The sequence below is a fragment of the uncultured Comamonas sp. genome, from assembly GCF_964277875.1.
Lineage (GTDB): Bacteria > Pseudomonadota > Gammaproteobacteria > Burkholderiales > Burkholderiaceae_C > Comamonas > Comamonas sediminis.
This window is the reverse complement of sequence record NZ_CAXYJV010000015.1, coordinates 24,058-37,269: the sequence shown is the minus strand read 5'-3', so window position 1 is coordinate 37,269 and position 13,212 is coordinate 24,058. Positions and strand designations below refer to the sequence as shown.

At 64.4% G+C, this 13,212-nt stretch carries 10 protein-coding genes and 1 tRNA gene; 3 read left to right on the top strand and 8 right to left on the bottom strand.

Annotated features, from left to right (window positions below):
- Position 1 precedes the first annotated feature (1 nt).
- The 5 genes from ACHWUQ_RS06770 to ACHWUQ_RS06750 all read right to left on the bottom strand — a co-directional run bounded on the left by ACHWUQ_RS06770 (position 2) and on the right by ACHWUQ_RS06750 (position 3,651).
- Positions 2 to 544 (bottom strand): ATP/GTP-binding protein, encoded by a 543-nt coding sequence (locus ACHWUQ_RS06770; RefSeq protein WP_239810932.1) that lies wholly within the window; start codon positions 542 to 544, stop codon positions 2 to 4.
- Positions 545 to 563: 19 nt separating this feature from the next.
- Positions 564 to 1,460, bottom strand: coding sequence for a hypothetical protein (locus ACHWUQ_RS06765; RefSeq protein WP_394680691.1), 897 nt, complete (start codon positions 1,458 to 1,460; stop codon positions 564 to 566).
- Between the two features lie 321 nt (positions 1,461 to 1,781).
- Positions 1,782 to 2,267 (bottom strand): copper chaperone PCu(A)C, encoded by a 486-nt coding sequence (locus tag ACHWUQ_RS06760; RefSeq protein ID WP_394680690.1) that lies wholly within the window; start codon positions 2,265 to 2,267, stop codon positions 1,782 to 1,784.
- Between the two features lie 159 nt (positions 2,268 to 2,426).
- Positions 2,427 to 2,502: transfer RNA gene (locus ACHWUQ_RS06755), tRNA-Lys, on the bottom strand.
- A 171-nt stretch (positions 2,503 to 2,673) separates the two neighbouring features.
- Positions 2,674 to 3,651, bottom strand: coding sequence for a GMP reductase (locus ACHWUQ_RS06750; RefSeq protein ID WP_239810935.1), 978 nt, complete (start codon positions 3,649 to 3,651; stop codon positions 2,674 to 2,676).
- 293 nt (positions 3,652 to 3,944) lie between these two features.
- Here ACHWUQ_RS06750 and ACHWUQ_RS06745 point away from each other — a divergent pair, with 293 nt between their 5' ends.
- Both ACHWUQ_RS06745 and ACHWUQ_RS06740 read left to right on the top strand, forming a co-directional pair.
- A complete protein-coding gene (locus ACHWUQ_RS06745; protein WP_394680689.1) occupies positions 3,945 to 6,398 on the top strand; it encodes a UvrD-helicase domain-containing protein in 2,454 nt (817 codons plus the stop codon).
- Positions 6,399 to 6,709: 311 nt separating this feature from the next.
- A complete protein-coding gene (locus ACHWUQ_RS06740; RefSeq protein WP_394680688.1) occupies positions 6,710 to 7,843 on the top strand; it encodes an FUSC family protein in 1,134 nt (377 codons plus the stop codon).
- Between the two features lie 50 nt (positions 7,844 to 7,893).
- Here ACHWUQ_RS06740 and ACHWUQ_RS06735 read toward each other — a convergent pair whose 3' ends face one another.
- The 3 genes from ACHWUQ_RS06735 to ACHWUQ_RS06725 form a co-directional block, all read right to left on the bottom strand.
- Complete coding sequence (locus ACHWUQ_RS06735) at positions 7,894 to 8,691, bottom strand: BPSS1780 family membrane protein (protein ID WP_394680687.1); 798 nt, start codon at positions 8,689 to 8,691, stop codon at positions 7,894 to 7,896.
- A 136-nt stretch (positions 8,692 to 8,827) separates the two neighbouring features.
- Positions 8,828 to 9,784, bottom strand: coding sequence for a homoserine kinase (locus ACHWUQ_RS06730; protein WP_312417264.1), 957 nt, complete (start codon positions 9,782 to 9,784; stop codon positions 8,828 to 8,830).
- A 124-nt stretch (positions 9,785 to 9,908) separates the two neighbouring features.
- Positions 9,909 to 10,283, bottom strand: a complete 375-nt coding sequence (locus ACHWUQ_RS06725; RefSeq protein ID WP_394680686.1) for a hypothetical protein — start codon at positions 10,281 to 10,283, stop codon at positions 9,909 to 9,911.
- Between the two features lie 52 nt (positions 10,284 to 10,335).
- On the opposite strand from ACHWUQ_RS06725, the gene polA reads away from it, so the two are divergent.
- Positions 10,336 to 13,137 carry a DNA polymerase I gene (gene polA, locus ACHWUQ_RS06720; protein ID WP_394680685.1) on the top strand — a complete coding sequence of 934 codons (2,802 nt, stop codon included), beginning with the start codon at positions 10,336 to 10,338 and terminating at the stop codon, positions 13,135 to 13,137.
- The last annotated feature ends 75 nt before the right edge of the window (positions 13,138 to 13,212 follow it).

Below are 13,212 nucleotides of genomic sequence, written 5' to 3'. Positions count from 1 at the left end.
CTCAACGGGGCTGCACTTCGTCAGGCAGCATCGCGGCGATGATGTCCAGGGTGTCGAGCATTTGCGAAGGGTTGCGCGGATCGGCGCTGAGCACGGGCACGACGCACTCGGCATGGGCCGACAGCCGCACGGTGAACATCTCCTGCTGCGCGGCGGATGCCGGGCGCGCAATCAGCACCACGATGGCCTGGATGTTGGGTGCCGCATGGCACTGCTGTATCAGGTTGATGGTCTGCTCCATCGCCTGAGGATCATGGATATCGACCATGACGATAGCGCCAAAGGCCAGGGACAGCGCCCATTCGCGCACAAAGTCGTAGCGCTCCTGGCCGGGGCAGCCGTAGACCTGCAAGGTGTCCTCATCGTCGAGCTTGATTTCGCCAAAGTCGAGGCCCACCGTGGTGGTCTCTTTCGCATGGGCTTGCTTGTCCAGGTTGGGGACGTCGCATTCGATCGCCAGGCTGCCGCAGAGGCTGCGGATCGCCGTGGTCTTGCCGATACCCATGGGGCCCAGCAGCACGATGCGTTTGATGGGGTGGTGCATGCGGTCCTCCCGTCAGGTGTTAATGCGGGTCGCTGGCGCGGTTCTGGTGGATCCAGCGGCTCAGTTGTCGGAAAAGGCCCAGCTTGGCCGCTGCCGGGCCGGGCTCGGCGGCGTGGGCTGCTGGGGGCGCGGGGGTGGCCATGGCAACGGCTGGGGTGGCTGGGGGTGGCGCTGTCTCCACGAGCACGCCCTTGCCCCGCAGGACCTGGAGCACGCGCAGGATCTCCGCGCGCTCGAGCTGCGTGCGATCGGCCAATTCGTCCAGGTCACGGTCACCGGAGATCATCGCTGCCAGCAACTGCCGGTGCGCCTGGCCCGCCATGCTGCCGGTCAGCTGGGTCCAGCGCTTGATGCGAAACCGGGTGCCGGCCGCCGGCAGCTTGCCAGGCGCAGCAGGCACAGCCGTGGCGTTCGCCACCGTCACATCGGCCGCCGGCTCCGGCAGCGGCTCGGCGACCACGGTCGGCAGGCTCAGGTCGGTGGCCTTGAGGAAGGCCGCATCGGCATTCTTGAGCTGTACGTCATGCCCCAGGGTCATGCTGTGCTGGCGGCGGTTCTTCAGCGTCTCGCGCAGGCGCTTGCCATGGGCTTGCACGCTGAGGTGTTCGAGCACCTGGGTCAGGCGTCCCACGCTGTAATCGGGTGGCAACTGGGCATCGATCTGGTCGGGCCACTGGGCGCGTGCCGCCTGGGCCTGGTCGTCGGTCGCAATCAGCAGCACGAACGAACCGTGGGAGCGGTTCTGGATGGCGTCGGGCGCGCTATGGGCGTCGATCACCCACAATTCGGTAGCAGGCTTGGCGGTCTGAGAAGGCTGTTTGTCACGCCAGTGCTTGGCCGCGACCTCGAACAAATAGCTAAAGCGCAGTTGATGGGCTTCACTCAAATGGGCGGCATGCAGGATCAACTCGGACATAACAACTCTCCCTGGCACATTCACCTTCAAGCGTTGCGAAACCGCAGTTCGCGCCAGGCATTCGCTTGGCGTGGACGCTGTTCCATTTTCAAAGCTTGTAATAATATGTCAATGTTGTAGATCTATTAATAATCGGTAATTAATTAATAGCTACTATAGTTTGATCTTGGTGCCAGATTAGGCGGGGGATGCCTGAAAAGTGTAACTGCCTTTCCGGGCAGCTCTGTGGCCCAGCGTTGGCAACGCGACAGAGATGTTTGGCAAGGCTTATTTAGTATTCAAATAAACAACAGGCCAGTGCGGGCCTGCGGTGGTCGCCGGTCAGTGCTGGTGTTGGTGGCCACCTGGCGCGGGCTGGCCTGCGGCTGCCGGGGCCAGCGCGCGTACCGGGGCGGTAACGGCAATGCTCTCCTTGGCGCCGTCAGCGTGCACCACGTCCAGCGTCAGCTCGACATTCTCGCCAGCGACCAGCGGCTTTTTCAGGCCCATCAGCATGATGTGGTAGCCGCCCGGCTTCAGCGTCACGGTCTGGCCGCTGGGCAGCTTGACGCTGGGCACTGCCCGCATCTTCATGACGTTGTCCTGCATGCGCATTTCGTGCACTTCAGCGCTGCTGGCGGCGTTCGTCTTCACGCCGACGAGTTGGGCGTCGTCATGCGCAGAGCGCAGCTCCAGGAACACGCCGGAGGCCTGCTGCTGTGCGACGGTCGCGCGCGCCCAGGGATTGCTGACCGTGACATGGGCAAAGGCGCTGGAAGCGGTTGCAAACGCGAAGGCGGCGAGCAGGGAGGGGAGCAGGGGGCGCATGGTAGAGGACGGAGAGAAGTGGCAGGGGGGATGAATGATGGCTGCATTCTACAAGTGCAGCTGAATGGGCGCTTCCAGCCACTGCGGTAGTACGGCAGGCAGCGGGGGTGGGGAAGGCAATAAAAAACGGCCTAGGCGAAAAGCCTAGGCCGTCAAGAATGGTGGGCCCTGAGTGATTCGAACACTCGACCAACGGATTAAGAGTCCGCTGCTCTACCAACTGAGCTAAGAGCCCACATTTTCTGCTGTCAGCAGTGCGCTGCAGCAAGCCTTGTATTATGCACTAATTTTTACGCCTGCTCGGAAAAATCCCCATATCAACCCTGATTTTTTCCGGCAGGCCGGGTGCCGCAGAGGCAAAAACGGCCCGTACGCTGCCGGGCCGTGCCTGTCTGCGGCGCGCGGTTTACATCAACAGATGTTCGCCCGCATTGTCGCCGCCCAGGATCACATAGTTGACCTTGCGGATGTCCATCAGGTGCTTGCCGCCTGCGTAGCTGATGGAGGACTGCACATCCTGCTCCATCTCGGTCAGCGTGTCCTGCAGCTTGCCCTTGATGGGTTCGAGGATGCGCTTGCCTTCGACGTGCTTGTACTCGCCTTTGTTGAAATCGCTGGCCGAGCCGTAGTACTCCTTGAACAGCTCACCATCGAGCTCGACCGTCTTGCCGGGCGATTCTTCATGGCCGGCAAACAGCGAACCGATCATCACCATCGTCGCGCCAAAGCGGATGCTCTTGGCGATGTCGCCGTGGCTGCGGATACCACCGTCGGCAATGATGGGCTTGGTCGCCACACGTGCGCACCACTTGAGCGCCGACAGCTGCCAGCCGCCGGTGCCAAAGCCCGTCTTGAGCTTGGTGATGCAGACCTTGCCCGGGCCCACGCCCACCTTGGTGGCATCGGCGCCCCAGTTTTCCAGATCGATGACCGCCTCGGGGGTGGCCACATTGCCGGCGATCACAAAGGCCTCGGGCAGCTTGTCCTTGAGGTAGATGATCATGTTCTTCACGCTGTCGGCATGGCCATGGGCGATGTCGATGGTGATGTATTCGGGGCAGATGTCGTCGGCGACAAAGCGGTCCACCACCTCGTAGTCCGCCTGCTTGACGCCCAGCGAGATCGAGGCGAACAGGCCTTGCGACTGCATGGCCTTGGTGAAGGCCACATTGTCGATGTCAAAGCGGTGCATCACATAGAAGTAGCCGTGTTGCGCCAAAAACTTGCAGATCTTCTCGTCCAGCACGGTCTTCATGTTGGCAGGCACCACCGGCAGGCGGAAGGTGCGGTTGCCCAGGACCACGCTGGTGTCACATTCGGAGCGGCTTTCCACGCGGCACTTGCGGGGCAGCAGAAGAATGTTGTCGTAGTCGAAGATTTCCATTTGATTCCAAGCTCCATAAAAGGTCGCAGCGAACCATTTCGCAGCGATGGGGCGCTTGGCTTGGAGACCGGTCGGGCAGGGCGCTTCGCGTTGGAAGACCCTCTTTTGCGCTGTTGCAGACACAAAAAAACCGGGTCACAAGAAACTTGGGCCCGGTGACTGATTCTAGCAGCAAGCACCGGCTTTGCAAAAGCCTTGCCGGCCGCTGCAGTATGTGCCCTCGCTGCGCGCGGCCCGTGGGCGCATCGCGTGCCGGCAGCTCGCCAGCTTGACGTTCTCCCTACAATGGGGGGATGGATTCGAATGATTTGTTTGCACTGCCGTCCGATGCGGGTGGCGATGGGCATTTGCCGCTTCTCAATGGCCTCAACGACGAGCAACTGGCCGCTGCCACCTTGGAAGGGGGCCATGCGCTGATCCTGGCCGGTGCCGGCTCGGGCAAGACCCGGGTGCTGACCACGCGCATTGCCTGGCTGCTGCAGACGGGCCGTGCCACGCCGGGCGGTATTCTGGCGGTCACATTTACCAACAAGGCGGCCAAGGAGATGCTGACCCGCCTGTCGGCGATGCTGCCCATCAATGTGCGCGGCATGTGGATCGGCACCTTCCACGGGCTGTGCAACCGCATGCTGCGCGCGCATTACAAGTCGGCGAATCTGCCGCAGACCTTCCAGATCCTGGACACGCAGGACCAGCTCTCGGCGATCAAGCGCCTGTGCAAGCAGTTCCAGGTCGATGAGGAAGCGCTGCCGCCCAAGCAGCTGCAGTACTTCATCAGCGGCTGCAAGGAAGAGGGCTTGCGCCCCTCCGACGTGCAGGCGCGCGACATGGCCGAGCGCAAGAAGGTCGAGCTCTACCAGCTCTACGAAGACCAATGCCTGCGCGAAGGTGTCGTGGATTTTGGCGAGCTGATGCTGCGCTCCTATGAGCTGCTGCGCGACAACGCTCCCATCCGGCAGCACTACCAGCACCGCTTTCGCCACATGCTGGTCGACGAGTTCCAGGACACCAACCGCCTGCAGTACCTGTGGCTCAAGCAGCTGGCGGGCGAGATGGTGGGCGGCCAATTCCAGTCCCACAGCAGCGTGATTGCCGTCGGCGACGATGACCAGAGCATCTATGCCTTCCGTGGCGCGCGGGTGGGCAACATGCAGGATTTTGTGCGCGAGTTCGAGGTGCGCCAGCAGATCAAGCTGGAGCAGAACTACCGCAGCTACAGCAATATCCTCGACAGCGCCAACGCGCTGATCAGCCACAACAGCAACCGGCTGGGCAAGAACCTGCGCACCGACCAGGGCCCGGGCGAGCCGGTGCGGGTGTCCGAGAGCGCCACCGACATGGCCGAGGCGCAGTGGATGGTCGAGGAGATCAAGTCGCTGATCAAGAGCGATGGCTTTGCGCGCAGCGAGATCGCCGTGCTCTACCGCAGCAATGCCCAAAGCCGGATTCTGGAAACCAGCCTGTTCAACGCCGGCGTGCCTTACCGCGTGTATGGCGGCCTGCGCTTTTTCGAGCGTGCAGAAATCAAGCATGCGCTGGCCTATCTGCGCCTGCTGGAGAACCCGCATGACGACACCAGCTTCATGCGGGTGGTGAACTTTCCGCCGCGCGGCATTGGCGCCCGCACCACCGAGCAACTGCAGGAAGGGGCGCAGGCCGCCGGTTGCTCGCTGTACGACGCAGTGACGGCCGTGGCCGGCAAGGCGGGCACCAAGCTGCAGTCCTTTGTCGCGATGATCGATGTGCTGCGCGAGGAAACCCAGGGCAAGACCCTGCGCGAGACCATCGAGCGCATGCTGGTGGTGAGCGGCCTGATCGAGCACTACCAGACCGAAAAGGAAGGCGCCGACCGCATCGACAACCTGGGCGAACTGGTGACCGCTGCCGAAAGCTTTGTCACCCAGGAGGGCTTTGGCAGGGATGCCGTGGCCATTCCGCTCGATGAGCAACAGGCCATGGGCGTGCCCGGCAGCGGCCAAAGCCCCGTCAGCCAGGGGCTGGACCCGGATGCGCCGCTGCTCGACACTCCGCTGCCCGATGCGGCCAATCCGGCCATCGTGAACCCGGACACCGGCGAGACCTTGTCGCCGCTCGTGGCCTTTCTGACCCATGCGGCGCTGGAGGCGGGCGATAACCAGGCGCAGGCGGGCCAGGATGCCGTGCAGATGATGACCGTGCATGCCAGCAAGGGTCTGGAGTTTGACGTGGTGTTCATCGGCGGGCTGGAAGAGGGCCTGTTCCCGCACGAGAATGCGATGACCGACACCGGCGGGCTGGAGGAAGAGCGCCGTCTGATGTATGTGGCCATCACCCGGGCGCGCAAGCGCCTGTACCTGAGTACCTCGCAGACGCGCATGCTGCACGGCACCACGCGCTACAACGTGCGCAGCCGCTTTCTGGACGAGCTGCCCGAAGGCGCGCTCAAATGGCTCACGCCCAGGCATTCCGGCTTTGGCAGTGGCATGGGCAGCCTGGCTTACGGCGGGGGCGGCGGCGGCGGTCGCTCGTCGGGCGGTGGCTATGGTGATTCCGCGCCCAGCATGTGGGGCAAAACCCCCGTGCCGGTGCAAAAGGCCGAGCCCGCGCATGGCATCAAGAAGGGCGCCAATGTGTTCCACAACAAGTTTGGCGAAGGCAAGGTGCTGGCGGTCGAAGGCACGGGCGACGATGCCCGTGCCCAGGTGAATTTTCCGCGCCATGGCACCAAGTGGCTGGCGCTGTCGGTGGCCAAGCTCACGGTGGTCTGAGCTGCGCGCGGGTCTCAGCCCGCAGTGCAAGCCTGGCAGGTGTTGGGGTGATAGTGGGCGCCAACCTCGGGCTTGCATTTAATAGTTGCATAGGATACTATATGGGCTGCTCATCCGCTTGAGCAGCCCCGCCGCATTCTGGTGCACCCCTGCTGCCCAGGCGGCGCTGGCCGTCCTCCATCCGCGCAGGGGGCGGCGCCCGTGCTGCTTGCCGGCGGGTGAGTCGCCACTTCCATGTCCCAGCCACATGCGCTGGCCGCACCGCCGGCCGGTCTGCGCGTTCGCCAGTCGCTGGGTAGACGAGAATGCCCATGACCCCTGTCCGCAAGATTGACGTTTCCACCCCTTCCGTAGGCCGCCCCCAGGCGCTGCGCCATCTGCTGTCGCCGCGCCAGCTGCGCGACAGCGCGCGTCTGCAGCCGCTGCCGTCGCTGCATATTGCGCTGATCGCGGCCATGCAGGCGGCGCTGGCGGTGCTGCTGGCCTTGGTGGTGGCGCGTCTGTCGCCCTGGCCCCAACTGGTCGGCCCGTTGGGGCTGGGCGCATTGGCGGCGCTGTTTGGCCGCTTTGCGGCGCCGGGCCGGCGCATGCGCATCGTCGGCATCTGCGCGGCCATGCTGTGTGCAGCGGTGTTTCTGCCGTCCCTCGCGTCCTGGGCCGGGCTGCCCGCCCAGGGCATGGTCTGGCTGCTCGCGCTGGTGGCGGGCGCGGCCACGTTGGCGGTCAGCCACTGGCGCCTGGGTGGGCCGGGCGCGGTGATTGTGGTGTTCGCCGCCGGTGCCTCGCTGGCGCCGGTACACAGCGGGCAGCAGCTGCTGGAACGCACCTTGGGTACCTTGGCCGGTGGCCTGTTGGCGGCCCTGGTCTGCTGGGCCACCGATGGCCTGCGCCACCAGGCGGTGCAGCGGGTGCAGCTTCCTGCGCAGCCGCTGCGGCCCTGGCCCGCCGAGCTGGCTGCTGCCGGCCGCATGGTGCTGGGTGCCGGTCTGGCGGCCTGGGTGGCCCAGGCGGCGGGCTGGCAGCATCCGGCGTGGGCGGCAATCGGCGCGACGGCGGTGATGCAGGGCAGCCACCTGCACATCACGATGAACCGCGCGCTGCAGCGCATGGTGGGTACGATGCTCGGCGCGCTGGTGGCGGGTCTGATTCTGTCGCTGGAGCCGTCCTTCTGGTGGATCGCTGCCAGCATCGTCGTGCTGCAGTTCATCACCGAGGTGAGCATTGGCTACAACTACGCGCTGGGCCAGATCACGGTCACGCCGATGGCCTTGCTGATGACGCATCTGGCCTCATCGCCCCAGGCGCCGCTGGGCATGCCGGTGGAGCGGGTGCTCGATACCGTGCTGGGCGCAGCGCTGGGCATTGTGTTTGCGCTGGTCCTGTCCAGCGTGGAAGACCGGGCGCACCTGCACCGCCTGCACCATGGCGAAGGCCCGCAGCCATGAAAAAAGCCCGGCTGTAGGGCACAGGCCGGGCGGGGATGGGTGGGGCAGTTTTAAAGTGCGACGCTGTCCAACTGCTCGGGCGCTTCAAAGCAGTCTCGGAAGCTGAACACCACCGAAGTCAGAAACATCGTCGCCAGCATCAGCGAGCCGGCAATGGCGATGGCTGCCGCTGCCCAGGCGCCCAGCAAGGTGCCCAGCAGTGCAGACAGCAAGGCCATGGCAATGCCAAAGCCAATGCCGACAGCCATCCAGGCCAGGCCAAACATCGTGAAGGCGCCGATATTGCGGCTGCAGGCAATCAGGCTGAAGAACACCGCCTTGATGGCAGGCACACGGTGCCAGTAGATGAGGCCCGGCGCATGCCAGAACAGCAGCGACAGCGGGATGTACAGCAGCATGGTGGCGAACATGGCCTGCTGGAAGGCCGGTTGCTCGACGATCTCACGCGTGATCTCGCCGCCCATCAGGTTGAGGCGGGCAAACTGGCCGCCGTCGAACAGCGCGGAAAAGCCCAGCACCAACAGGAACGACAGCGCATAGAACACGCCCAGCACGACAAAGGAATTGCGCCGTTCCTTGTCGACGCGCAGCGCAGCCAGTACCACTGCCAAGGTCGGGCGCGTGCCCTGGGCCGTCAGCGCGGCGCCAATCATCATGCACAAGGTGGAGACCGGCAGCAGCGCCAGCGCGATGAAGGTGCCGGCAATCGGGATGGCCCCGATCAGCGACATCACCATCATCGACAGAAAGAACAGCGAGGTCAGGGCCAGCGCCTGGGTCTTGAAGGTTTTGAAGCCGTCTTGCACCCAGGTCACACCCTGGCGGGCAGTGGCGATACGAAGTTTCATGCACCAGCGCGCTGCAGCGCAGGCTGCAGCGATAAAAATCAAAGGGGATGGCGCACTGTAACCCATGCGCCCAAGGGGCAGGAGCCCATGTGGGCATGGCGTGCGCGGGCGGGCCCCGGTGGCTTGGAACCGGTTCCTAGACCAGTTGGTATGGCGTGGCCAGGCGCTCACGCAGCACGCGCTCGAAATGGGTCGGGTCATGGGGCTTGAGCAGCGAGGCTTCGCGCGGCAGGTAGAAGTCCCAGAGGCGCGAGATCCAGAAGCGCAGCGCGCCTGCGCGCAGCATGGCATTGAGCAGCTCGCGCTCGCAGGCCTGCAGCGGACGTACCGCCTGGTAGGCGGCGAGCAGTGCATCGGCACGGGCCTTGTCGATGGCGCCGGTGGCCAGGTCGATGCACCAGTCGTTGATGACCACGGACAGGTCAAACAGCCAGGTATCGACACCGGCGAAATAGAAATCAAAGATGCCCGTCAGGGTGTCGCCCTCGAACATGGCGTTGTCGCGGAACAGGTCGGCATGGACGGGTCCGCGTGGCAGCGCCGTATAGGCCGAGCTTTGTGCCACATGGTTCTGGTAGGCCAGCTCGCTGCGCAGCAGTTCGGCGGTGGCGGTGTCCAGGTAGGGCAGCACCACCGGCACGGTCTCGTTCCACCAGGGCAGGCCACGCAGATTGGGCTGCTGGCGCGGGTAGTCGAGCGCGGCCTGGTGCATTCGGGCCAGCACCTCGCCCAGCGATTGGCAATGCGCCGCCTGGGGCGCCAGCTGGCTCTTGCCGGGCAGCTTGCCAACGATGGCCGCCGGCTTGCCCTCGACCTGCAGCAGGATGTCGCCGGTCTTGCCATCGGCCTGGGGTTCGGGCACGGGAATGCCGGCCTTGGCCAGGTGCTTCATCAGGTACAGGTAGAACGGCAACTGGTCGGCGCGCAGGCGCTCGAACAGGGTCAGCACGTACTCGCCCTGGCTGGTGGTCAGAAAGTAGTTGGTGTTTTCAATACCGCCTTCAATACCGCGCAACGAGACGAAATCGCCCAGTGGGACGCGCTTGAGCAAGGCCTTGGCAGCCTTGTCGGATACTTCGGTGAAAACAGCCATGGATGTATATCGTCGCTACAAAAACAAGGCCAGCCTCTGTGGCTGGCCTGGCCCGCAAGGCGGGTGCAAAGAAGCGATTATCGCAAGCCCCGGCGGCGCCGGGCTTTTCGCTCTGGTATCGCGCTCAGAAATTACCGATGTTCCAGACGCGCTTCTTGCTCTGGGTGTCGCCAAAGCCATCGGGGCGGGCGCGGGCGCCGTCGGTCGGCTTGACCTCATAGCCGGGCATGTTGCCCATCTTGGGCTGCACATGGATGCTCTGGGTCTGGCCACCAATGCGCACCTCGTCGATACGGCTGCCCGCATCTTCCACCCGGATGTATTCGGCCTTCTGGTTGTACTTGTCGTTCGCGGGCGCCGCGTCGGCAGGGGCCGCAGGCTGTGCAGCGGGCTGGGCTGCAGGCTGCTCGGCAGGAGCGGCGGGTTGCTGGGCCAGCGCAGGGGCTGTCAGCACCAGTGCCAGGGCCTGGGCGATGAAAGAAGTGGTAATTGCGCGCATGGCTCAATTGTAAGTTGTCGCCCGGCGTTTGCGTACCGGGCACAATGTCAATATGCGTAATCCTCCTACTTTAGTGCTGGTGGACGGTTCCAGCTATCTGTACCGTGCCTACCATGCGATGCCCGACCTTCGTGCGGTTCCCGGCGACTCTGCCAGCCCGGCTACCGGGGCCATCCGGGGCATGATCAACATGATGCAGGCGTTGCGTAAAGACATACAGGCCGACTACGCCGTCTGTGTTTTCGACGCCAGCGGCCCCACCTTCCGCGACGATCTCTACACCGAGTACAAGGCCACGCGCTCGCCAATGCCCGATGACCTGCGCTCGCAGATTGCGCCCATCCATGAGGTGGTGCAGCTGCTGGGCTGGAAGATTCTGGCGGTGCCCGGGGTCGAGGCCGACGATGTCATTGCCACCCTGGCCCGAATGGCATCGCAGCAGGGCATCCAGGTCATCGTCTCCAGCGGCGACAAGGATTTGAGCCAGCTGGTCAACGAGCATGTGACCATCATCGACACGATGAACGGCAAGCGCCGCGATGTGGCCGGGGTCACGGCCGAGTTTGGCGTGCCGCCGTCGCAGATGGTCGAGTACCAGGCCTTGGTGGGCGATACGGTGGACAACGTGCCCGGCGTCAGCAAGGTAGGCCCGAAGACGGCTGCCAAGTGGCTGGAGGAACACGGCTCCTTGGACCAGCTGATCGCCAAAGCCGACACGATCAAGGGTGTTGCCGGCCAGAACCTGCGCGATGCGATTGCCAGCGGCCAGCTGGCGCTGAGCCGCCAGCTGGTGACGATGAAGACCGATTGCGCGCTGGACGACTACATCCCGGGCCTGCCCGCCTTCGATGGCATTACGCTGGGCGAGCCGGATGCCGCCGGCCTGGCACCGTTCTATGAGCAGTACGGCTTCAAGGGCCTGGCGCGGTCGCTGGGTTCTGCCGCAGCGCCCGCTGCGGGCAAGGCCGCAGCCGGCCCTGCCGGCCAGGCCGGTCTGTTTGACAGTGCCGATGCCGCGGTGACCGAGGTCGCCATCGAGGCCCAGCAGCGCGATGTGGTCTACCACACCATCCTGACCGAGGCCGATCTGGATGCCTGGTTGCTCAAGCTGCAAACGGCCGAATTGGCGGCGCTGGATACCGAAACCGATTCGCTCGATGAAATGCAGGCCCGCATCGTCGGCATCTCGTTCAGCGTGCAGGTGGGCGAGGCGGCCTACATCCCGCTGCGCCACGAGGGCATGGACGTGCCCGAGCAGCTGCCGATGGATCTGGTGCTGGCCAAGCTCCAGCCCTGGCTGGAAGACGCCAGCAAAAAGAAGCTGGGCCAGCATGTCAAATATGACCAGCATGTGCTGGCCAACCACGGCATTCGCGTGCAAGGCTATGCGCATGACACCATGCTGCAGTCCTATGTGCTGGAGGCCGACCGCCCGCACAACCTCGGCAGCCTGGCGCTGCGCCACACCGGCCGCACGGGCATCAGCTACGAAGACCTCTGCGGCAAGGGCAAGGGCCAGATCCCGTTTGCCCAGGTGCCGGTGGACAAGGCTGCCGCGTACAGCTGTGAGGATTCCGACCAGACCCTCGATGTGCACCGCGTGCTGTGGCCGCGCATCGAAGCCCATCCTGGCCTGGCGCATATCTATGCGCTGGAGATGGAGACCAGCGAGGCGCTGTTCCGCATCGAGCGCAATGGCGTGCGCATTGATGCGCCCGAGCTGGCGCGCCAGAGCAATGACCTGGGCCGCCGCATTCTGGCGCTGGAAGCCGAGGCCTACGAGATCGCCGGGCAGCAATTCAACCTGAGCAGCCCCAAGCAGCTCGGCGAGATCTTTTTTGACAAGCTGGGCCTGCCGGTGGTGAAGAAAACCGCCACCGGCGCGCGCAGCACGGACGAAGAAGTGCTGGAAAAGCTGGCCGAGGATTACCCGCTGCCAGCCAAGATCCTGGAGCACCGCTCGCTGTCCAAGCTCAAGGGCACCTACACCGACAAGCTCGCGCAGATGGCGCTGCCCAGCGATGGCCGCGTGCACACCCACTATGCGCAGGCGGTGGCTGTCACCGGCCGCCTGTCGAGCAACGAGCCGAACCTGCAGAACATTCCCGTGCGCACCGCCGAAGGCCGCCGCATCCGCGAAGCCTTTGTCGCGCCCGAAGGCAAGCTGATTGCCAGCGCCGACTACTCGCAGATCGAGCTGCGCATCATGGCGCATCTGTCGGGCGACGAGGCGCTGCTGAATGCCTTTCGCGATGGGCTGGATGTGCACCGCGCCACCGCCGCCGAGGTGTTTGGCGTGGCATTGGACCAGGTCAGCAGCGAGCAGCGCCGCTATGCCAAGGTCATCAACTTTGGCCTGATCTACGGCATGAGCAGCTTTGGTCTGGCCAAGAACCTGGGCATCGAGACCAAGGCCGCTGCCGCCTATATCGACAAGTACTTCCAGCGCTACCCCGGCGTCAAGCGCTACATGGACCAGACCGTCGAGCTGGCCCACACGCAAGGCTATGTCGAGACCGTGTTTGGCCGGCGCCTGGTGCTGCCCGAGATCAATGGCGGCAACGGCCCGCGCAAGAAAGCGGCCGAGCGCGCCGCCATCAATGCGCCGATGCAGGGCACGGCAGCCGATCTGATCAAGAAGGCCATGGTGGCCGTACAGGCCAAGCTCGATGCCCAGAAGCCCGAGGTGCTGGTCATCATGCAGGTGCACGATGAACTGGTGTTCGAGCTGCCGGCGGCCGAGCAGGACTGGGTGCGCACGGAGATCCCGGCCATCATGGCCGGTGTGGCCGACCTGAAGGTGCCGTTGATCGCCGAGATCGGTTTTGGCCCGAATTGGGAAAAAGCGCACTGATGCGGATACCCAGCGCTGCCTGGCGAAGGCAGCCGCTGAGGTTCCAGATGGACCGCCCCAAGCCCCGGCATGCGC

Coding starts and splice junctions, on each gene's coding strand:
- ACHWUQ_RS06770 (WP_239810932.1), bottom strand. CDS start 544: ATGCACCACCCCATCAAACGCATCGTGCTGCTGGGCCCCATGGGTATC.
- ACHWUQ_RS06765 (WP_394680691.1), bottom strand. CDS start 1,460: ATGTCCGAGTTGATCCTGCATGCCGCCCATTTGAGTGAAGCCCATCAA.
- ACHWUQ_RS06760 (WP_394680690.1), bottom strand. CDS start 2,267: ATGCGCCCCCTGCTCCCCTCCCTGCTCGCCGCCTTCGCGTTTGCAACC.
- ACHWUQ_RS06750 (WP_239810935.1), bottom strand. CDS start 3,651: ATGGAAATCTTCGACTACGACAACATTCTTCTGCTGCCCCGCAAGTGC.
- ACHWUQ_RS06745 (WP_394680689.1), top strand. CDS start 3,945: ATGGATTCGAATGATTTGTTTGCACTGCCGTCCGATGCGGGTGGCGAT.
- ACHWUQ_RS06740 (WP_394680688.1), top strand. CDS start 6,710: ATGACCCCTGTCCGCAAGATTGACGTTTCCACCCCTTCCGTAGGCCGC.
- ACHWUQ_RS06735 (WP_394680687.1), bottom strand. CDS start 8,691: ATGAAACTTCGTATCGCCACTGCCCGCCAGGGTGTGACCTGGGTGCAA.
- ACHWUQ_RS06730 (WP_312417264.1), bottom strand. CDS start 9,784: ATGGCTGTTTTCACCGAAGTATCCGACAAGGCTGCCAAGGCCTTGCTC.
- ACHWUQ_RS06725 (WP_394680686.1), bottom strand. CDS start 10,283: ATGCGCGCAATTACCACTTCTTTCATCGCCCAGGCCCTGGCACTGGTG.
- polA (WP_394680685.1), top strand. CDS start 10,336: ATGCGTAATCCTCCTACTTTAGTGCTGGTGGACGGTTCCAGCTATCTG.